The 19,825-nt window shown below is 68.1% G+C and carries 19 protein-coding genes and 1 pseudogene; 9 read left to right on the forward strand and 11 right to left on the reverse strand.

Features of this window, described 5'->3' with window-relative positions:
- The 4 genes and pseudogenes from QMZ26_RS10980 to QMZ26_RS10995 all read left to right on the forward strand — a co-directional run.
- Positions 1-455, forward strand: a pseudogene (locus QMZ26_RS10980) (hypothetical protein); the annotation flags it as partial.
- 34 nt (positions 456-489) lie between these two features.
- Positions 490-1,086 (forward strand): YigZ family protein, encoded by a 597-nt coding sequence (locus QMZ26_RS10985; RefSeq protein ID WP_200734103.1) that lies wholly within the window; start codon positions 490-492, stop codon positions 1,084-1,086.
- A complete protein-coding gene (locus tag QMZ26_RS10990) occupies positions 1,079-2,851 on the forward strand; it encodes an ABC transporter transmembrane domain-containing protein (RefSeq protein WP_283221470.1) in 1,773 nt (590 codons plus the stop codon). The genes QMZ26_RS10985 and QMZ26_RS10990 overlap by 8 nt, the downstream gene beginning before the upstream one ends.
- Positions 2,852-2,922: 71 nt before the next feature.
- A complete protein-coding gene (locus QMZ26_RS10995) occupies positions 2,923-3,117 on the forward strand; it encodes a hypothetical protein (protein ID WP_283221471.1) in 195 nt (64 codons plus the stop codon).
- Positions 3,118-3,322: 205 nt separating this feature from the next.
- Here the strand turns inward: QMZ26_RS10995 and QMZ26_RS11000 are convergent, their stop codons facing one another.
- The 3 genes from QMZ26_RS11000 to QMZ26_RS11010 form a co-directional block, all read right to left on the reverse strand.
- Positions 3,323-4,453, reverse strand: a complete 1,131-nt coding sequence (locus QMZ26_RS11000) for a prephenate dehydrogenase (protein WP_283221472.1) — start codon at positions 4,451-4,453, stop codon at positions 3,323-3,325.
- Positions 4,450-5,358 (reverse strand): pyridoxal kinase, encoded by a 909-nt coding sequence (gene pdxY / locus QMZ26_RS11005; RefSeq protein ID WP_079221561.1) that lies wholly within the window; start codon positions 5,356-5,358, stop codon positions 4,450-4,452. Before pdxY ends, QMZ26_RS11000 begins: the two co-directional genes overlap by 4 nt.
- A 717-nt stretch (positions 5,359-6,075) precedes the next feature.
- Positions 6,076-7,275 carry an MFS transporter gene (locus tag QMZ26_RS11010; RefSeq protein WP_283221473.1) on the reverse strand — a complete coding sequence of 400 codons (1,200 nt, stop codon included), beginning with the start codon at positions 7,273-7,275 and terminating at the stop codon, positions 6,076-6,078.
- A gap of 73 nt (positions 7,276-7,348) precedes the next feature.
- Between QMZ26_RS11010 and QMZ26_RS11015 the strand changes: the two genes are divergently transcribed.
- Positions 7,349-8,146, forward strand: a complete 798-nt coding sequence (locus QMZ26_RS11015) for a helix-turn-helix transcriptional regulator (protein WP_283221474.1) — start codon at positions 7,349-7,351, stop codon at positions 8,144-8,146.
- Between the two features lie 152 nt (positions 8,147-8,298).
- On the opposite strand, the gene dnaJ is transcribed toward QMZ26_RS11015, so the two are convergent.
- The 4 genes from dnaJ to hrcA all read right to left on the reverse strand — a co-directional run bounded on the left by dnaJ (position 8,299) and on the right by hrcA (position 13,335).
- Complete coding sequence (gene dnaJ / locus QMZ26_RS11020) at positions 8,299-9,426, reverse strand: molecular chaperone DnaJ (RefSeq protein ID WP_079221558.1); 1,128 nt, start codon at positions 9,424-9,426, stop codon at positions 8,299-8,301.
- Positions 9,427-9,580: 154 nt separating this feature from the next.
- On the reverse strand, positions 9,581-11,506 hold the full coding sequence (gene dnaK / locus QMZ26_RS11025) for a molecular chaperone DnaK (protein ID WP_283221475.1): 1,926 nt from the start codon (positions 11,504-11,506) through the stop codon (positions 9,581-9,583).
- Between the two features lie 185 nt (positions 11,507-11,691).
- On the reverse strand, positions 11,692-12,207 hold the full coding sequence (grpE, locus tag QMZ26_RS11030; protein WP_079221556.1) for a nucleotide exchange factor GrpE: 516 nt from the start codon (positions 12,205-12,207) through the stop codon (positions 11,692-11,694).
- Positions 12,208-12,270: 63 nt separating this feature from the next.
- Positions 12,271-13,335, reverse strand: coding sequence for a heat-inducible transcriptional repressor HrcA (gene hrcA / locus QMZ26_RS11035; RefSeq protein ID WP_283221476.1), 1,065 nt, complete (start codon positions 13,333-13,335; stop codon positions 12,271-12,273).
- Positions 13,336-13,449: 114 nt separating this feature from the next.
- On the opposite strand from hrcA, the gene recN reads away from it, so the two are divergent.
- Complete coding sequence (recN, locus tag QMZ26_RS11040) at positions 13,450-15,111, forward strand: DNA repair protein RecN (protein ID WP_283221477.1); 1,662 nt, start codon at positions 13,450-13,452, stop codon at positions 15,109-15,111.
- Positions 15,112-15,211: 100 nt separating this feature from the next.
- Here the strand turns inward: recN and QMZ26_RS11045 are convergent, their stop codons facing one another.
- Positions 15,212-16,129 carry a LysR family transcriptional regulator gene (locus tag QMZ26_RS11045; RefSeq protein WP_283221478.1) on the reverse strand — a complete coding sequence of 306 codons (918 nt, stop codon included), beginning with the start codon at positions 16,127-16,129 and terminating at the stop codon, positions 15,212-15,214.
- A 97-nt stretch (positions 16,130-16,226) separates the two neighbouring features.
- On the opposite strand from QMZ26_RS11045, the gene QMZ26_RS11050 reads away from it, so the two are divergent.
- Positions 16,227-17,477: an SGNH/GDSL hydrolase family protein gene (locus QMZ26_RS11050; RefSeq protein ID WP_283221479.1), complete on the forward strand. Its 1,251-nt coding sequence runs from the start codon at positions 16,227-16,229 to the stop codon at positions 17,475-17,477.
- 60 nt (positions 17,478-17,537) lie between these two features.
- Here the strand turns inward: QMZ26_RS11050 and fur are convergent, their stop codons facing one another.
- Complete coding sequence (fur, locus tag QMZ26_RS11055) at positions 17,538-17,945, reverse strand: ferric iron uptake transcriptional regulator (protein WP_005409235.1); 408 nt, start codon at positions 17,943-17,945, stop codon at positions 17,538-17,540.
- A 103-nt stretch (positions 17,946-18,048) separates the two neighbouring features.
- On the opposite strand from fur, the gene bamE reads away from it, so the two are divergent.
- Positions 18,049-18,438 (forward strand): outer membrane protein assembly factor BamE, encoded by a 390-nt coding sequence (gene bamE / locus QMZ26_RS11060; RefSeq protein WP_200733728.1) that lies wholly within the window; start codon positions 18,049-18,051, stop codon positions 18,436-18,438.
- A 35-nt stretch (positions 18,439-18,473) separates the two neighbouring features.
- On the opposite strand, the gene QMZ26_RS11065 is transcribed toward bamE, so the two are convergent.
- Positions 18,474-18,731 (reverse strand): RnfH family protein, encoded by a 258-nt coding sequence (locus QMZ26_RS11065; RefSeq protein ID WP_108759462.1) that lies wholly within the window; start codon positions 18,729-18,731, stop codon positions 18,474-18,476.
- Between the two features lie 3 nt (positions 18,732-18,734).
- Positions 18,735-19,160 carry a type II toxin-antitoxin system RatA family toxin gene (locus QMZ26_RS11070; RefSeq protein WP_283221480.1) on the reverse strand — a complete coding sequence of 142 codons (426 nt, stop codon included), beginning with the start codon at positions 19,158-19,160 and terminating at the stop codon, positions 18,735-18,737.
- A 57-nt stretch (positions 19,161-19,217) separates the two neighbouring features.
- Between QMZ26_RS11070 and smpB the strand changes: the two genes are divergently transcribed.
- Positions 19,218-19,721, forward strand: coding sequence for an SsrA-binding protein SmpB (gene smpB, locus QMZ26_RS11075; protein WP_079221548.1), 504 nt, complete (start codon positions 19,218-19,220; stop codon positions 19,719-19,721).
- Positions 19,722-19,825 lie beyond the last annotated feature (104 nt).

The following is a 19,825-nucleotide window of genomic DNA, read 5'->3' on the forward strand; positions in this document are numbered from 1 at the left end:
GCAGTCTGCCAGCCGAACCCGCTGCCGAGGCCGCCTTCGCACCCGCACCGCCTGCGCCGCCCGCGCCCGCGGCACCCGCAGCACCGGTGGCCTATTCGGCCCCGGCTGCGGCCGAGCTGGACGCGATCCAGGGTGAAGCCGCGGCCAGCGCCGACGCCGCCCGCAGCCAGCGCCGTGCAGCACCCACCGCCTTCAAGGCCAATACTGCGCCCGCGCCGACCAGCGCGCCGGGCGTGATGCTGCGCCGCTCCAGCGATGCCTCGCTCAGCGCCGACGCGGTGCATTCGGAAGTCGCAGCCGATGCCAGGCTGCCGCGCCGGCAGTGGCTGCAGAAGATCCGCGAGCGCCGCGACAACGGCCAGCGCGATCTGGCCCGTGCCAGCCTGGAGCGCTACCTGCAGACGTATCCCGAAGCGCGCCTGCCAAAGGATCTGCGCCCGCTGCTGGACGACTGAGGCAGACCCGCCGCGACCCCGTAGAATGGTCGCAATGCCCGATATCCTCGCCCAGCCCGTCAGCCATACGCTGGACGTCAAGCACAGCCGCTTCACCGCCCACGCCGCGCCCATCGACAGTGGCGCCGGTGCGCTGGCATTCCTGCACCAGGTGGCCGTGGCCGATGCCACCCACAACTGCTGGGCCTACCGGCACGGCCAGGATTACCGTTCCAGCGATGATGGCGAGCCCGCAGGCACCGCCGGGCGGCCGATCCTGGCGGCCATCGATGGCCAGGGCTTCGACCGCGTCGTGGTGGTGGTGACCCGCTGGTATGGCGGCATCAAGCTGGGTGCCGGTGGCCTGGTGCGCGCCTATGGTGGCACTGCCGCCGAATGCCTGCGCACCGCGCCGCGCCTGCCGCTGGTGGCCATGGCACGCCTGCAGCTGCTGGCCGGCTTCGAGGATCTGGGCACCCTGCACGCCGCCCTGCCCGGCTTTGCCGCCGAAAAGCGCGATGAACAGTTCGATGCCAACGGTGTGCGCCTGCGGGTGGAATTGCCCGCCGACCAGGTCGACGCATTGAAAATCCGCCTGCGCGACGCCACCCGTGACCGTATCCGCATAGAAGATGACCACCAGGATGACTGACAAGGACGAGACGTCCGCTTCAACCCCGCCGCTGCGCCGCCTGGGCAGCCTGCGTACGCTGTGGCCGTTCGTGCGCCGCCACAGCGGGTTGTTCACCGCCTGGCTGCTGGCCCTGGCGGTCTCCTCGGCAGCGACACTGAGCCTGCCGCCAGCGGTCAAGCAGATGATCGACCACGGCTTCAGCAGCGGCGGCCAGATCAACCGCGCGTTCGCCCTGCTGATGGTGGTGGCCGTGGCGATGGCGCTGGGCACGGCCGCACGCTTCTACTTCGTGTCGCTGCTGGGCGAAAAGGTCGTGGCCGACCTGCGCAGCCAGCTGTACGCACACCTGATCCAGCTCGGCGCCGGCTTCCATGACCGCAGCCGCAGCGGCGAACTGGTGTCGCGCCTGACCGCCGATACCGAACTGCTGCGCAGCGTGGTCGGTTCGACCATGTCGGTGGCCCTGCGCAGCAGCGTGACGGTGGTCGGCAGCCTGGCGATGCTGTTCGTCACCAGCCCACGGCTGGCCGCATGGTCGCTGCTGGGCATCCCGCTGGCGGTGCTGCCGATCATCATCGGCGCGCGCAAGCTGCGCGTAGTCGCCCGCAACAGCCAGGACCGCATCGCCGATGCCAACAGCCTGGCCAGCGAGACCCTGGGCGCGGTACGCACCGTGCAGGCCCATGCCCGCGAGCCCTACGAGCGCGGTCGCTTCGACCATGCCCTGGGCGATGCCATCACTGCCGCGCGCCGCCGCATCGGCGCGCAGTCGCTGGTCACCGCCAGCGCCATCCTGCTGGTCTTCGGCGCCATCGTTGGCGTGCTCTGGCTGGGCGCGCACGATGTCATCGACGGCCGCCTGAGCGCCGGTACCCTCGGCCAGTTCGTGCTGTACGCGCTGATCGGTGGCGGCTCGGTGGGCGCGCTGGCCGAAGTGTGGAACGAACTGCAGCGCGCGGCAGGCGGCATGGGCCGGATCGGCGAGCTGCTGCAGGAAGACATCGAGATCCGTGCGCCCGCGCAGCCGCATGCGCTGCCGCAGCCGCTGCAGGGGCAGATCCAGTTCGACGACGTGGTGTTCCACTACCCGCAGCGGCCGGACCAGCCGGCGCTCGATCACTTCAGCCTGAACGTGCGTCCCGGCGAGACCGTGGCCCTGGTCGGCCCGTCCGGTGCCGGCAAGAGCACCGTGCTGTCGCTGCTGCTGCGCTTCCATGATCCGGCCAGCGGCCGCATCTGCGTGGACGGCCACGATGTGCGCCAGGTCGATCCGGCCGACCTGCGTGCCCAGCTCGCGCTGGTGCCGCAGCAGCCGACCCTGTTCGCCGCCAGTGCACGCGACAACATCCGCTACGGACGCCTGCAGGCCAGCGATGCCGAGGTGGAAGCCGCGGCACAAGCGGCTGAAGCCGACACCTTCCTGCGCGCACTGCCGCAGGGCTATGACAGCGAGCTGGGCGAGCGCGGCGCGCGCCTGTCCGGCGGCCAGCAACAGCGCGTGGCGATCGCCCGCGCCCTGCTGAAGGACTCGCCCATCCTGCTGCTGGACGAGGCCACCAGTGCACTGGATGCGCAGAGCGAGCACAGCGTGCAGCAGGCCCTGGAACGGCTGATGGCCGGGCGCACCACCGTGGTCATCGCCCATCGCCTGGCGACCGTGCTGAAGGCCGACCGCATCGTGGTCATGGACCAGGGCCGCATCGTCGCCGAAGGCACGCATGCGGAGCTGTTGGCTGAAGGTGGACTGTATGCGGAGCTGGCGCGACTGCAGTTCGTCGATTGATTGACGGCCGGCTAACACCGGCCGGCCCAAGCTGGCGGCGAAACCGAAGGTTCCGCTGAAGGAGGTGCACGATGTCGTTCCGTCAGTTCCCCGCAGTCGACAGCAATGGCGAAAGCCACATCATCATCGAGTTCAAGCCCGATGCCGCCGGCAGCAGCAATGACCGGGAGAGCACACCGCGCTACGAACTGGATGACGGCCGTCACCTGGTCCGTAATGGCCGCGAGTTCACCACCAGTGGCGGCGAACTGCGGTTGACGATCTGAGGTTCGCCGGGCATGGCCCGGCGCTACCGGATTTCGTACCGCCCTGCTCTGGTAGGTGTCGACCTTGGTCGACACGCTCCGCCCACGGGCATGAAAAATTGCGTGGTCAATTTTTCACCAACCATCTTGACAGCGTTGCCTGCCAAGGGCTGCCGACAGTTATCCACACGTTTGCTCAGAAATCATCCACACCGCCTGTGGATGACTAGGCCTGGCCGAGCACCCGGCCGATTCCACTCGCGTCGACTTCCACCGCCGCACGCGCGATCGCCAGCGGATCGCTGCCCGCCACGAAACCGATACGGAAATGGACCTCGCCGCCCGGCGTCCGCGACGAATGGATCGAGGCCAGGCTGATGCTGTGCTGCTCGAATACATGCAGCAGCTCGCGCAGCGAACCCGGCCGATCCTCCGGCAGGTGCACCGACAAGGCATTGCGCTCGGTCAGGTCCGCCAGCAGGTAGCCCACGCGCTCGAAGGTGTAATTGCCCGCCGCCAGCGCGGGCTCGCCGAAGGCGTCGTGGTTGGCGGCCAGCATCTGCTCGCGGAACCAGCCACGCGCCTTATCGTCACCCTGCCCGACCTGGGCCTGCAGTGACTGCAGCTGGCCGACCAGCCGGTCCAGCATCGGTGCCACGTGGGGGTTGCCGAACTGAATGTCTTCGTAGATGGCCGGGTTCAACGAGAGGATGCGCGAGATGATCGCCGTATCCAGCTCGAACGAGGCCGAGCGGTACGGCATCATCGCCGCCAGGTCGCCCAGCTGCGGCTGGTACTCACGCAGCACGCCGGCCTGCGCAAGATGCGTGGCATGCACCATCGCCTGCACCAGCGCCATCATCTGGTCGTGGTGCTGCGGGGTGGCACGCACGCACTCGGCCTGCAGGGCGGCGCACAGGCTGTCCACCCACGGCTGCCAGTGCTGCAGCCGCGCCTCGCAGACCACCATCACCCGGCCCTTCAGGGTCGGCGCTTTCGGCGGCGCGGTCATCGGATGCAGGCCGACCACTTCGGCCTGCGAGGCCAGCATCGCCTGCACCGGGGCGTCCTTCACCGAGGTCACGTCCAGCCACAGGCGCCCCTGCTCGCGGCCGCCCGACTGCTGCACGTAGCCGGCGATCACGGCCGGGGTATGCCGGATGGGTGCCGAGAACACCAGCACATCGGCCTGCGCCAGCAGCTGTTCGGGCGTGTGCGAGGACGGGTCGGCCGGATCATGGCCGATCACCTGCAGCTGCATGTGCTGCTGGAAGAACCGGGCCAGCCAGCGGCCATAGGCGCCGGCACTGCCCACGATGCCGACCGTGCGCGGCGTACGCGCCTGCAGATCGCTCATGCTACGCGTTCGGCGTGGAAGCGCGCGGGCTCTGCCAGCGCGGCAGGCGCGGCAGCGATCACGTCGAACTCCTCGAAGCCGTTGGCCAGGGTGGCTTCCAGTGCGGCATGGGTGCCGGCGATGGCGCGCGAGATGGCCTGCTGCATCGACTCGCCACGCAGCAGGAAGGACACCACCAGCGACATCAGCACGTCACCGGTGCCCGCCACATCCACCGGCAGCAGCGGCGAGGTCCAGCGCCAGGTCTCGTCGCGGCCGACGGCCAGGGTCACCAGTTCGCCGGGGGTACCGCCCACGCTGTGCGCGATCACCCACTGCGGGCCACGGGCCAGCAGCGTGCGCGCAGCGGCGATGGCATCGGCCTCGGCCAGGGCGGGCATGCCCGTGAGGCGGTTGAGTTCGAACGCATTGGGCGTGACCAGCCAAGCGTGCGGCAGCAGGCGCTCGGCGAAGATCGCCTCCAGCCCGGGTTCCACGTAGGGGCCGGTATGGGTGTCACCGATGACCGGGTCCAGGCAGTAGCGCAGCTGCGGGCAGGCCGGCAGGATCCCGTCCAGCCAGTCGGCGAAGGCGGCACCGTTGGCGGCGCTGCCGAAGTAGCCGGAGACCAGCATCTTCGCGCGCTGCGGCAGGCCGCGTTCGCGGGTACCGAGCAGCAGATCGGCGAACCAGTCGGCCGGCAGCACACGGCCGCGGGTGGTGTCGTAGAACGGCGCATTGCTGAGCAGGACGGTCGGGATTTCCGCCACGCGCACGCCGAGGGCGCGCATCGGCGGCACGGCGGCGCTGTTGCCGGCATGGCCGTAGACGAGCTGCGACTGGACGGAGATGACATCGATCGGCGAGGGACCGTCGGGGCGCTGGCGACGGCCGTGGAGCAGGTGGTTGTCGAGAGATTCGCTCATGCCCGCATTCTACGCCCAAGGGGGTTTTCGGCAGGGCTTGCAGCCCTGCACCTGCTCAATGCAACGTCAACTGCAAAAGCCAGAGCGGGCTATCCGTGGGATGGCGGGGCGGTGTGGGTGGTCAGGAAACGCCGTAAACCCCCCTCCGGGGTCCGGCCCAGCCGCTGGCGGCTGTGCGTTCGGGCGCTTGCGAAGCAGTGCTTCGCAAGCAAAGCGCCCTCACCCATGGGGGCTCGATGGCGCCATCCATGGCGCCAACGGTCGTGCCCACCCACACCGCCCCACCTCTGTCAGTTTCCCGCGGCTGTTGGTAAATGCAGCTGTTGGTGGGTGCCGACCGTTGGTCGGCACAACTGTCAGATATCGAATGAATTCATCCACGCATGGCGTGGATCTACTGCGTCGACCAAGGTCGACACCTACCCCAGCAGATCGCCATTCCGACCGACCCCGTGCCGACCAACGGTCGGCCCCCACCAGAGCAGAACGCCGTTCCGACAGATCGCGGACAACTGTCAAAGGCGGGGTGGGTCCGGTTGAGGGGGCGTGAGCGGCATGGATGCCGCGACCAAGCCTACATGGACGTATTTACGGCGTCCCCCTCAACCGGACCCACCCCGCCAACCCACGGAAAGCCGGCTTTTGACGTTGCATTTGCCGGCCAGCGGCCGGCACTACCGCAGGTGCAGGGCTGCAAGCCCCGCAAACCCAACCTCCTCAGTGAGCAGCAGGACGCGACGGTGGCAGCCAGGCCGCGATGATGCCCAGCAGCGGCAGGAACGCGGTCAGCTGGTACACGTACTCGATGCTCGTCTTGTCCGCCAGCAGGCCTAGAACCGCCGCACCCAACCCGCCCATGCCGAACGCGAAGCCGAAGAACAACCCCGACACCATGCCGATGCGGTGCGGCATCATCTCCTGCGCATACACCACGATGGCCGAGAACGCCGACGACAGTACGAAGCCGATCAGCACCGCCAGCACCGTCGTCCAGAACAGATCCGCATGCGGCAGCGCCAGCGCGAACGGCGCCACGCCCAGGATCGAGGTCCAGATGATCGGCTTGCGGCCGATGCGGTCGCCCAGCGGGCCACCAAAGAAACCACCGGCCGCCGACGCCACCAGGAACGCGAACAGGTGCAGCTGCGCCTGCGCCACCGGAATGCCGAAGTGGTGGATCAGGTAGAAGGTGAAGTAGCTGCCGATGCTGGCCATGTAGAAGTACTTGCTGAAGATCAGCACCAGCAGGATCGCCATCACCCGGGCCACGGTGCGGGTCGGATGACGCGGGGCGACCGTGGCCTGCCCGACCGGGCGCGGAGCGCCCAGATGCAGCGCATACCAACGGCTGACGTAGGTCAGCAGAGCGATGCCTATCAGTGCGGCGCCGGCAAACCACGACGCAGCATGCTGGCCGAACGGCACGATCACCGCCGCGGCGATCAGCGGGCCCAGGGCAGTGCCGAAGTTGCCGCCGACCTGGAACACCGACTGGGCAAGCCCGTGGCGGCCGCCGGAGGCCAGCCGTGCGATGCGCGAGGCTTCCGGATGGAAAATGGCCGACCCGATGCCGACCATGGCCGCGGCCAGCAGGACCATGGCGTAGTTCGGTGCGAAGCCGAGCAGCAGCATGCCGCACAGGGTCGAGGCCATGCCGATCGGCAGCGAGTACGGTGCCGGCTTGCGGTCGGTAACCAGGCCGACCAGCGGCTGGAAGATCGAAGCGGTCAGCTGGTAGGTCAGCGTGATCAGGCCGATCTGGGTGAAGCTAAGGTTGAAGCCTCCCTTGATGACCGGATAGATGGCCAGGATCAGCGACTGCATCATGTCGTTGACCATGTGGGAGGTGGAAATCGCCGCCAGCACGCCGCGGGTCGAGCTGCGGGTGGTGGGGGCGGGTGTAGCCAGGCTGGACATGGTGCGCAGTCAGGTTGGGGGCGAGCCCTGCATGCTACGGTGCCCTCCCCCTCCCTTCCGCCGCGTTCTGGTAATGCCATATCGCAAAAAGGACACTCCCTGCGCGATCCGGGAATCCGCGCCCTGGAACGAAGTGCCCGGCCATCGGCCGGTGACCTGCCGGGTCAAGGACTACCCAGCCGGCACCCGGGTGTCGCCACACCGCCATCGCCGCCACCAGCTGGTCTACGCGATGTCCGGCCTGATGGTGGTGCGCTCGGAAGTCGGCCGCTGGGTGGTGCCGTCCACGCGCGCCATCTGGATGCCGGCCGGCATGGCCCACGCGGTGGACTGCATTGCCGATGTGCACATGCGCAGCCTCTACATCGATCCGGCGTTCGCCCCGCAGCTGGCCACCGAGGCATTCGCGGTACAGGTGGCGCCCCTGCTGCGCGAGCTGCTGCACGCGGCCACGCTGATCCAGGGCGAGCACGAGGACGACAGCCGCGATGGCCGCGTGGTGCGCCTGCTGCTGGACGAGCTGCACCGCATGGACGTGCTGCCCCTGCATCTGCCGACGCCGGCCGATCCGCGCCTGCAGCGCATCTGCCAGCACATCCAGAAGCACCCCGGCGACGAAGCCACCCTGCAGGACTGGGCCGAAGCGCTGGCAGTGGACGTGAAAACCATCCAGCGCCACTTCGCCAGCGAGCTGGGCATGACCTTCGGCCAGTGGCGGCAACAGGCACGCCTGCTGGCGGCGATGGAACGCCTGGCCGTGGGCGAAAAGGTGATCGATGTGGCGCTGGCGATGGGCTATGACAGCCCCAGTGCGTTCACCAGCATGTTCAAGCGGCAGCTGGGGCAGACGCCGGCGGCGTTCTTCCGCTGATTCGGCAAGCCGCATCCACGCATGGCGTGGATCTACCAGAGAACAGCACCCCTGGTAACGCCAGGCCATGCCGGGCGGAATGCGTGCGATGCGCGCAAACGAAAACGCCGGGCAAGGCCCGGCGCTACCGTTCTACGTTTCCGCTCAAGGACTCAGGACGTCATGCGATCCCAGAAGCCCTTCACGCCATCCATGAAGGTGGCCGACTTCGGCGAATGCTTGCGCGCTTCCTCGCCGACGAAGGTGGCTTCGAACTGCTCCAGCAGCTTGCGCTGGTCGTTGGTCAGGTTCACCGGGGTTTCCACCACCACGCGGCAGTAGAGATCGCCTTCGCTGCGGCTGCGCACCGAACGCACGCCCTTGCCGCGCAGGCGGAACAGCTTGCCGGTCTGGGTCTCGGCCGGAATGCGGATTTCCGCTTCGCCGCCGAGGGTGGCCACGCGCACGGTGTCGCCCAGTGCCGCCTGCGAGATGCGGATCGGCACTTCGCAATGCAGGTCGTCACCGTCGCGCTGGAAGATGTGGTGCTCGCGCACGCGCACTTCCACGTACAGGTCACCCGGCGGCGTACCGGCCGGGCCGGCCTCGCCTTCGCCCTGCAGGCGGATGCGGTCGCCGGTATCGACGCCGGCCGGCACCTTCACCGACAGCACCTTGTCTTCCTCGATGCGGCCATTGCCGTGGCAGGTCTTGCAGGGCTTGGCGATGATCTGGCCACGGCCGTTGCAGTTGTGGCAGGCCTGCTGCATGGCGAAGATGCCACGCTGGATGCGCACCTGGCCGCGGCCATGGCACACGTTGCAGGTCTCGACCTTGCCGTCTTCCGAGCCACTGCCATCGCAGTCGCCACATTCGGCCAGGGTCGGGATCTCGATCCGGCGCTCGACGCCGCGCACGGCTTCTTCCAGGTCCAGCTCCATCACGTAACCGATGTCGGCACCGCGACGGGCCTGGCGCGGACCACCGCCGCCACCGCCAAAGATGTTGCCGAAGATATCGCCGAAGATATCATTCATGTCCGGGCCGCCCGGACCGCCGCCGCCGCCCATGCCGTGCTCGAACGCGGCGTGGCCGTGGGCATCGTACATGCGGCGCTTGTTGCCGTCGGACAGCGTTTCGTAGGCTTCCTTGCACTCCTTGAAGGAGGCTTCGGCCGCCGCATCACCCGGGTTGCGGTCCGGGTGGAACTTCATCGCACAGCGACGGTAGGCCTTCTTCAGCTCTTCGTCGGTGGCGGTGCGGGCAACGCCCAGCACTTCGTAGTAATCGCGCTTGCTCATATCGTGGATCGCATTCCGGAAAGTCGGGATTCGTCAAAGCGGAAGAGCGGAACCAGGTCCGCTCTTGCGTCGGGCGCCCCGACACGCCGGTGGGCGGTCAGGACCCTGGTACGACAACGGGACGCTGGTAGCCAGCGTCCCGTGTCGGTCCGGATCAGGACTTCTTGTCGTCCTTGACTTCGGTGAACTCGGCGTCCACCACGTCATCCTGCGCCTTGCCTGCGTTGCCGGCGTCGGCACCCGGGGCGGCACCGCCCTGTTCGGCCGAAGCCGCGGCGAACAGCGCCTGGCCTGCTTCTTCCAGCACCTTCGACTTGGCTTCGATCTGTGCCTTGTCGTCGCCCTTGATCGCGGTTTCCAGGTCGGCCAGTGCGGCCTCGACCTTGCCGATGACATCGCCGCCGACCTTGCTGCCGTGCTCGGTGATGGCGCTGCGGGTGCCGTGGATCAGGGCATCGGCCTGGTTACGGGCCTGCACCAGTTCCTGGAACTTCTTGTCTTCTTCGCGGTTGGCTTCCGCGTCGGCGACCATGCGTGCGATCTCTTCCTCGGACAGGCCCGAACCGGCCTTGATCTCGACCTTCTGTTCCTTGTTGGTCTTCTTGTCCTTGGCCGACACGTGCAGGATGCCGTTGGCGTCGATGTCGAAGGACACTTCCACCTGCGGCAGACCGCGCGGGGCCGGCTCGATGCCGGACAGGTCGAACTTGGCCAGCGACTTGTTGAAGCGGGCCTGTTCGCGCTCACCCTGCAGCACGTGCACGGTCACGGCCGACTGGTTGTCTTCAGCGGTCGAGAACACCTGCGACGCCTTGGTCGGAATGGTGGTGTTCTTCTCGATGATCTTGGTGAACACGCCGCCCATGGTCTCGATGCCCAGCGACAGCGGGGTCACGTCCAGCAGCAGCACGTCCTTGACATCGCCGCCCAGCACGCCGCCCTGGATCGCCGCACCCAGTGCCACGGCTTCGTCCGGGTTGACGTCCTTGCGCGGTTCCTTGCCGAAGAACTCGGTCACCGCCTGCTGCACCTTCGGCATGCGGGTCTGGCCACCGACCAGGATCACTTCGCTGATGTCGCTCGAACGCAGGCCGGCATCGTTCAGGGCGACGCGGCACGGCTCGATCGACTTCCTGATCAGCTCGTCCACCAGCGACTCCAGCTTGGCGCGGGTCAGCTTGATGTTCAGGTGCTTCGGGCCCGACGCGTCAGCGGTGACGTACGGCAGGTTCACTTCGGTCTGCTGGGCGCTGGACAGCTCGATCTTGGCGCGCTCGGCGGCGTCCTTCAGGCGCTGCAGGGCCAGCGGATCCTTGCGCAGGTCGATGCCCTGGTCCTTGTTGAACTCTTCGACCAGGTATTCGATGACGCGGTTGTCGAAATCTTCGCCGCCCAGGAAGGTGTCACCGTTGGTGGCCAGCACTTCGAACTGCTTCTCGCCGTCGACGTTGGCGATCTCGATCACCGAGACGTCGAAGGTGCCGCCGCCCAGGTCGTACACCACGATCTTGCGATCCTTGTTGTCGCCCTTGTCCAGGCCATAGGCCAGCGCGGCCGCGGTCGGCTCGTTGATGATGCGCTTGACGTCCAGGCCGGCGATGCGGCCAGCGTCCTTGGTCGCCTGGCGCTGGCTGTCGTTGAAGTAGGCCGGCACGGTGATGACCGCTTCGGTGACCTTCTCACCGAGGAAGTCCTCGGCGGTCTTCTTCATCTTTTCCAGCACCTTGGCCGAGATTTCCTGCGGCGCCATCTTCTTGGCATCGCTGGTGGACACCCAGGCGTCGCCGTTGTCATGGGCCAGGATGCTGTACGGGACGTGGGCGATGTCCTTCTGCACTTCGGCGTCGGTGAACTTGCGGCCGATCAGGCGCTTCACCGCGTAGAAGGTGTTCTTGGGGTTGGTGACAGCCTGGCGCTTGGCCGAGGCGCCGACCAGGACTTCGCCGTCCTTGGTGTAGGCGACGATCGACGGGGTGGTGCGATCGCCTTCCGAATTCTCGATGACGCGGGCCTTGCCGCCGTCCATGATCGCCACGCACGAGTTGGTGGTGCCGAGGTCGATACCAATGATCTTGCCCATGGGGGAGACTCCTGAAGAATGCTTGTTGGTGTCAATCCGGCCGGTCGGCCGGTGGATGAATGGGATGTGGGGGAGGCTCGTGGAACATTCAAGCCATCACCCGAACGCTGTGTTCAACCGTTCAAGAAACGCCGGGCATGGCCCGGCGCTACCCGACGGCGGCGGGCCGTTGCCGGCCCAGCGCGTCAATCGGCGGCCACCACCACCAGCGCCGGCCGCAGCAGGCGCTCGTTGAGCAGGTAGCCCTTCTGGAACACCGTCACCACGCTGCCGGGGGCGGCACCGGGGGCCGGCACCTGGCTGATGGCCTGGTGGTGTTCCGGGTTGAACGGCTGGCCGGTCGGGTCCAGCAGGACCAGGCCGTTGTCGGCGGCGACCTTCAGCAGCTGCTTGTAGGTCATCTCCAGCCCCTCGCGCAGCGGGTTGGCATCGTCGCCGGCAGCCTTCAGGCCGGCATCCAGGCTGTCAAACACCGGCAGCAGCTCGCCCAGCAGCTTCTCGTTGGCGAACTTGCGGGCCTGGTCGATGTCGCGGGCCACGCGCTTGCGCTGGTTCTCCAGGTCGGCGCGCTCACGCAGCGCGTCGGCCTTGACCTGCTCGACCTCGGCGCGCAGGCGCTCCAGTTCGTCATGGGTGCCTGCGGCAGCGGCCGCATCGGCGGCGCTCTGCTGGGCTTCGATATCTGGATGTTCTTGGTTCATGTCTGGGTCCCTGGCGGTCACTCTCCGCCTCCACCCACCCTAGTGTGGGCGGGATGCTGCGTTTCAAGCGTCTGCCGGCCCCGGACCGCGTCCCGGGGGCGAAAAGGCCGCCCCGAGCACGTCCGCGGTGGCCTGGACCAGCGGAATCACCCGGTCGTAGGCCATCCGCTTGGGCCCGATCACCCCCAGCACGCCCAGCACCTGCCCGTTGGCGGTATACGGCGCTGTGACCAGCGAGACCCCCTGCAGCGGCATCATCCCGGTCTCTTCACCGATGAAGATGCGTACGCCCGGGGCCTGGATGGTCCGCTCCAGCAGCTGCAGGATCTCGCGCTTGCTGGAGAACAGTTCGAACAGTTCGCGCAGGCGTTCCAGGTCGGACAGGTCCTGCACCCCCATCAGCCGGGTCTGGCCGGCCACCAGCATGTCGTCGGCCGGCGGCTGCAGGGCCTGTTCGGCCAGCTCGATGCTGTGGGCCAGCAGCAGCTCCAGCTCGGAACGGGCGTCGCGCAGCTCCAGCAGCAGGCGGGTGCGGATCTCGGCCAGCGGCAGGCCGGCGAAATGGGCATTGAGGTAGTTGGCCACCTGTTCCAGCTGGCCCGGCTCGAAGTCCTGGCGGGTCTCGATGACCCGGTTCTGCACCTCGTTGTCGGCAAACACCAGGATCGCCAGTACCCGGCGCCCGTCCAGCGCCACGAAATCGATCTGGCGGAAGGCGAACTGCTCGCGCCGCGGCGCGCTGACCACGCCTACGAAGTGGCTCATGGCCGACAGCAGCTCCGAGGCGCTGCCCAGCAGGGCCTGGGTACTGCCGCCTCCGGCCAGTTCGTGGCGCAGGCGGGCCAGCTGCCCCTCGCCCGGCGGCTGCATCTGCAGCAGGCTGTCCACGAACACCCGGTAGCCGTGCGCGGTCGGGATGCGCCCGGCCGAGGTATGCGGCGAGGCCAGCAGGCCCAGGTCCTCCAGGTCGCCCAGGATGTTGCGGATGGTAGCCGGGCTGACCTCCAGGCCAGCCACGCGCGCCAGCGTCTGCGAGCCGACCGGCTCACCGTCCTGGATGTAACGCGCGATCAGCGTGCGCAGCAGATGGCGCGCACGCGGGGCAAGCTGGTCAGCGGAACCGTGCATGGAATCAACCTGTGAGACACGGACACTAGATAATGGCGGTGCGTCGCCTTGGCAAGTCATTGGACCACCCCGCCGCGCGTGCTAGCGTTGCGCGGCTCAGACACCCCTGTACCCATGCTCAGACATCTTTCGATCAAGGATTTTGCCGTCGTCCGCGCCACCGAACTGGAGTTCGGGCCCGGCATGACCGTTGTTTCAGGCGAGACCGGCGCCGGCAAGTCGCTGATGGTCGACGCGCTGGGCTTCCTGTCCGGCCTGCGCGCCGACAGCGGCGTGGTCCGCCACGGCGCCGCCCGCGCCGAGCTGTCGGCCGAGTTCGCCCTGGACCAGCTGCAGGCCGCACGCCAGTGGCTGGCCGACAACGAGCTGGACGACGAGGACCAGTGCCAGCTGCGCCGGGTGATCCGCGCCGACGGGGGTTCGCGCTCCTGGATCAACGGCCGCCCGGTGACCCTGGCACAGCTGGCCGAACTGGCAGGGCGGCTGGTGGAGATCCATGGCCAGCATGAGCAGCAGGCCCTGCTGACGCGCCCGTCGCAGCTGGCCCTGCTCGATGCCTATGCCCGCAACGAGGCCGAGCGCCGCCAGGTGCGCCGCGCCGCCGCCGCGTGGCAGGCACTGGTCGATGAATCGCTGGCGCTGTCGCAACAGGGCGACGTTTCCGACCGCATCGGCTTCCTCGAGCACCAGCTGCGCGAGCTCGACCGCGAGGACCTGGAACCCGAATCGATTGCCGCTCTGGGCGCCAGCCACCGTCGCCAGGCCCACGCCAGCGCCCTGCTGAGCGCCTGCCAGGCGGCCAGCAACCAGCTCAACGGTGACGACGGCAGCTCGGCGCTGGACCTGCTGCAGCAGGTGCGCCACGAGCTGTCACGCCTGATCGAGCACGACCCGCGCCTGGGCGAGGTGGACGGCCTGATCGAGAACGCCTCGATCCAGCTGCACGAAGCCCTGTCGCTGCTGGACCGGGTGCACGACGATCTCGATGCCGACCCGGAGCAGTTCGAGGAGAACGAGCGCCGCCTCGGCCGCCTGCACGACCTGGCCCGCAAGCACCGCGTGCCGATGGACGAACTGGGCGCGCAGCGCGAGCGCATGCATGCCGAAGTGGAGCAGCTGCGCGGCGCCGACGAGCGCCTGCAGCGCCTGGCCGGTGAGATCGACAAGGCCGCCGCCGCGTGGCGCGTGCAGGCCGAAGTGCTCAGCAGCAGCCGCCGCCAGGCCGCGACCGAACTTTCGGCCACCACCACCGGCATCATCGCCGAGCTGGGCATGGGCGGCGGCCAGTTCCTGATCGAGCTGGAAACGCAGGACAGCGGCAAGCCCGACCCGCAGGGTGCCGAGCGCGTGGAGTTCCTGGTCGCAGCCAATGCCGGCCAGCCACCGCGTGCGCTGCGCAAGGTCGCCTCCGGCGGCGAACTGTCGCGCATCTCGCTGGCCATCGAAGTGGCTGCGCTGGACCTCGATGCGGTACCGACCATGGTGTTCGACGAAGTCGATTCGGGCATCGGCGGCGCGGTGGCCGACATCGTCGGCCAGAAGCTGCGCGCGTTGGGCGAGAAGCGCCAGGTGCTGTGCGTCACCCACCTGCCGCAGGTCGCCTCCAAGGGCCACGCCCATTACCGGGTCAGCAAGGCCCCGGTGGAAGGCATGACCCAGAGCGCAGTGGAGAAGCTGGATACCAAGGCACGCGAGGAAGAGCTCGCGCGCATGCTGGGTGGCGTGGAAGTGAGCAAGGAAGCGCGCGCGGCCGCCCGCAAGCTGCTGCAGGTGTAATGCAGGCCGAGCCGAGCATGGGCTCGGCTCTACAGGAACATCCCGAACGAAACCGACATGTAGAGCCGAGCCCATGCTCGGCTTCCGTCCGCCGGCGGTCTCACCCCAACGGCCGCGCCAGATCCACGTTCTCCACCAGGAAGTCGAGGAACGCGCGCACCCGCAGCGGCAGGTAACCGCCCTGCCCCAGGAACACCGCGTGCACCTCTTCCAGGTCACCCGGGTTGGCGTCTTCCAGCACCGGCAGCAGGCGCCCACCGGCTATGTCGGCCTGCACCTGGAACGCGGCCAGCCGCGCCATGCCCAGCCCACCCAGCACCAGCTGGCGCAGCGCGTCACCATTGCTGGCGCGGGCATTGCCGTTGGGCAGCACCATGCGCTCGCGGCCGTCCTGCAGCACCGGCCAGCCCTGCATCGCCCGCGCATGGCCGATGTCCAGCCGGTTGTGCGCCAGCAGTTCCTCGGCCGTGCGCGGCAGCCCCTGCCGCTGCGCATAGGACGGCGCCGCCACGATCATCATCCGGGTCGAGCCCAGCCGCCGGGCCACCAGGCTGGAACTCTTCAGCGGCCCTGCACGCACGGCGACATCGGTGCGCTGCTCCAGCAGGTCGATCACCTCGTCGTTCAGCGTCAGGTCCACGCCCACCTGGGGATTGCGCTGCAGGAACCGCGGCAGCAGCGGCAGCAGGAAGTGCTGGCCGAAGGGCACGTTGGAATTGACCCGCAGCCGCCCACGCGGCTCGGCATGGGCACTGGCACAGCGCTCGGCCTCCTCCAGGTCAGCCAGCACCCGCAGCCCGCGTTCGTAGAACGCGCAGCCTTCCGGGGTCAGTTGCAGCTGCCGGGTGGAACGCTGCAGCAGGCGCGTGCCCAGCCGCTGCTCCAGCCGCGCCACCAGCTTGCTGACCGCCGAAGGCGTCATGTCCAGCGAGCGCGCGGCGGCGGAAAAGCCGCCGGTCTCGATCACCCGTACGAACACTTCCAGTTCGCCGGATCGGTTGATGTCAGGTCGCGCCATGCCAGTGAATCCAGTTCACAGATGATTGTCCATCCGCAGTCTAGTTCACAGATGGGGCCGCAATCACCATGGCACTTCCTCCTGCCGGGATTGCCCGATGCACCGCTTCCGCCATCTTGCCGTCACTGTCCTGATCGCCCTGTCCGGCACCGCCAGCGCTGAACCAGCCAGCCCCAGCCACTGGGTCGCCAGCTGGCAGGCCAGCCCGCAACCGGTCTGGGGCGCGGACTTCCTGTTTCCGACCCTGATCCCGCCCGCCCTGCAGGACCAGACCTTCCGCCAGACCGCGCGCATCAGCCTGGGCGGACCGCGGCTGCGGGTGCGGCTGAGCAATGCCCATGGGCAGCAGCCGCTGCGGGTAGGCGCGGCCAGCGTGGCCAGCGCCGCCGGCAGCGCGCCCCTGGCCCTGCAGTTCGACGGCCAACCCAGCGTGCTGATCGCCCCCGGCCAGGAGCGCCTGAGCGACCCGTTGGCCTTGCCCACCCGCGCCCTGCAGGCCGTCCAGGTCAGCCTCTACCTGCCAGCAGCCACGCCGCTGCACAGTTTCCACTGGGACGGCCGGCAGACCAGCTGGATCGCCCCCGGTGACCAGAGCCGAGCGACCACCCTGCACGGGGCCGAACCCACCACCGCACGCCTGGTACTGACCGGCATCGACGTCGAGGCGCCAGCCAGCGCGCGCAGCGTGGTGGTCATCGGCGATTCGATCACCGATGGCGCGACCGCCAGCCTGGACCAGGACCAGCGCTGGACCGACCATCTGGCCGCCCGCCTGGCCCCGCGCGGGGTGGCCGTGGCCAATGCCGGCATCTCCGGCGGCCGCCTGCTGCGCGACGGCATGGGCGAAGCCGCCCTCACCCGCTTCCCGCGTGACGTGCTCGACCAACCCGGCGTGGCCAGCGTGATCGTGCTGCTCGGCATCAACGACATCAGCTGGCCGGGCACGGCCTTCGCCCGCGACGAGGCCCGCCCCACCCTGGGCCAGCTGCAGGCCGGCTACCGCACGCTGGCGCGGCAGGCCCACGGCCGGGGCCTGCGGATCCTCGGCGCGACCCTGCCACCCTTCGCGGGTGCCCTGCCGGGCACGCCACTGGAGGACTACTACGCTGCGGACAAGGACGCGCTGCGCCGGCAGCTCAACGACTGGCTGCGCAGCGACAGCCCGTTCGACGCCGTGATCGACCTCGATGCGGCCCTGCGTGATCCCGCTGATCCGTCGCGGATGGCCCCCGCCTTTGACTCGGGCGACCACCTGCACCCCGGCGATGCCGGCAACCGGGCGATGGCCGAGGCGGTGGACCTGGAGCTGTTGATGGGGCCATCCACGCATGGCGCGGACCTGCCGTGACAAACGAAAAACCCCGGGCATGCCCGGGGTCTTCGCGTATCCACTGCTGGCGCCAGCGCCTTACTTGCGCTTCTTGCGCACGTACAGCACCAGCGAATGCTCTTCCAGCTCGTAGCCGTGGTCTGCGGCGATCTTGCGCTGCAGCTCCTCGATTTCGTGGCTTTCGAACTCGATGATCTTGCCGCTGTCCACATCGACCATGTGGTCGTGGTGGCCGCCGCGATCCAGTTCGTAGACGGCCTGGCCGCCTTCGAAGTTGTGCTTCAGCACCAGGCCGGCGGCCTCGAACTGGGTCAGCACCCGGTACACCGTGGCCAGGCCGATTTCATCGCCGTGCTCCAGCAGCTGGCGGTAGATGTCTTCGGCGGTCATGTGGTGCTGGGCGTTGCGCTGCTCGAGCAGCGCCAGGATCCGCATCCGCGGATGGGTCACCTTCAGGCCGACTTTACGCAGGTCGTGGGTTTCCATAGGTCTCCGTTCATTGGCGATTTAGCGCCAGCTGCCTCGGATTGGGTCGCGGTGGCACGCCGGGAGTGTATCATCGGTTTGATTTCCCCAACCGCCAGTACCGATGCGCAATCTTCTGTTGGTCGCCGCCGTCGCCCTGTCCACCACCGGGTGCGGCATCATCTACAAGCAACCCATCTATCAGGGCAACCTGATCCGGGAAGATGCCGTCTCCAAGCTGCAGGTCGGGCAGAGCAAGCAGCAGGTGAATGCGCTGCTGGGCACCCCGTCCGTGCCGGACCCCTTCCACGCCCAGCGCTGGGATTACACCTCCAGCCAGCGCGTGAACCGTCTCGGCCGTACCGAAGTGAAGAACTTCACCGTGTACTTCGAGAATGACGCCGTCACCCGTTGGGATGGCGACTACTTCCCGGCCAACGACAAGGCCCTGGCCCAGCAGACGGTCCGCCAGTTCGGCCGCAACCTGGCCAAGGACAAGAAGAAGGGTCGCTGAGCCCACCGCCCGCCCTGCGGGGCGGGACCCTGGAATCAATCGCCGCGCGCGCGACGCCGGCGGTTTTCCTTGGGATCGGCCTGCAGCGGCCGCAGCAGTTCCACCCGATCACCGTCCAGCAGCGCCTGCTGCGGGCGTGCCAGCACGCCATGCACGGCGGCGGCCGGACACCCGGCACTGCCCTCAAGGGCGGCTGCGGCAACGGCCTCGGCCACGGTCGCACCTTCCGGCAGCTGCAACCGGCGTGACTGCACCTGTTGCGGCCAGGCCAGTACCACCTCGACCTCGATCATCGCTCAGCCCTCGTCGGCAACGCGGACGAAGTCGTTGACCATGCGGTCGGCCAGGCCCTGGAAACCGATCGCCAGCGCCGGCGCGAGCAGTCGCGATTTCGGCTCGAACTCCAGGGTCAGGGTGACCTTGCAGGCATCCTCGGCCAGCGCATGGAACTCCCAGCGGCCATGCAGCTGCTTGAACGGACCGTCGCGCAGCTGCATATCAATGCTGTGCGGGCGCTGCAGGGTGTTTTCGGTCTGGAACCAGGTGCTGAACGAGCCCAGGCCCAGATCCAGGCGGGCGACCAGGCGGTCCTCGCCCTGTTCCAGGATGCAGGCGTCCGAGCACCAGCGGAAGCGGCGCGGGTAGGCCTGGACATCGTTGACCAGGTCGAACATGCGCGCGGCCGAGTGTTCGACCAGGGCGCTGCGGCGGATAGTAGGCATAAAGACGGCGCGTTTCGGCAATCGACCGGGCGGGCCCGAATCGGAGACAATACGGAAATGAGCAAGAACAGCGGCAAGGATAAAGCAAAGAACGCGACGGCCAACAAAACCATCGCGTTGAACAAGCGTGCCCGCCACGAGTACCACATCGAGGAGCGCTTCGAGGCAGGCCTGGCCCTGCAGGGCTGGGAGGTGAAGTCGATCCGCGCCGGGCGCGGCAACATCATCGACGCCTACGCCTACGTGAAGCAGGGCGAGATCTTCCTGATCGGCGCGCAGATCACCCCGTTGATCCAGGCCTCCACCCACGTGGTGGCCAACGACCGGCGCGAGCGCAAGCTGCTGCTGCACCGGAACGAGATCGACAAGCTGGTCGGCAAGGTCGAGCGCGATGGCTACACGATCGTGCCTACCGCCATGTACTGGAGCAAGAACAAGATCAAGCTCGAAGTGGCGCTGGCCAAGGGCAAGCAGACCCACGACAAGCGCGATGCCGCCAAGGACCGCGACTGGGCGATCGAGAAGCAGCGCGTGATGCGTCGCGGAAACCGCGACGCGTAACAGCTGTATGTAGAGTCGAGCTTGCTCGACTGCGCAGATCAAAAACAGCCGAGCATGGGCTCGGCTCTACAGGTCCGGGGCAGCCGAGCATGGGCTCGGCTCTA

It is taken from the genome of Stenotrophomonas sp. PFBMAA-4, from assembly GCF_030053215.1.
Lineage (GTDB): Bacteria > Pseudomonadota > Gammaproteobacteria > Xanthomonadales > Xanthomonadaceae > Stenotrophomonas.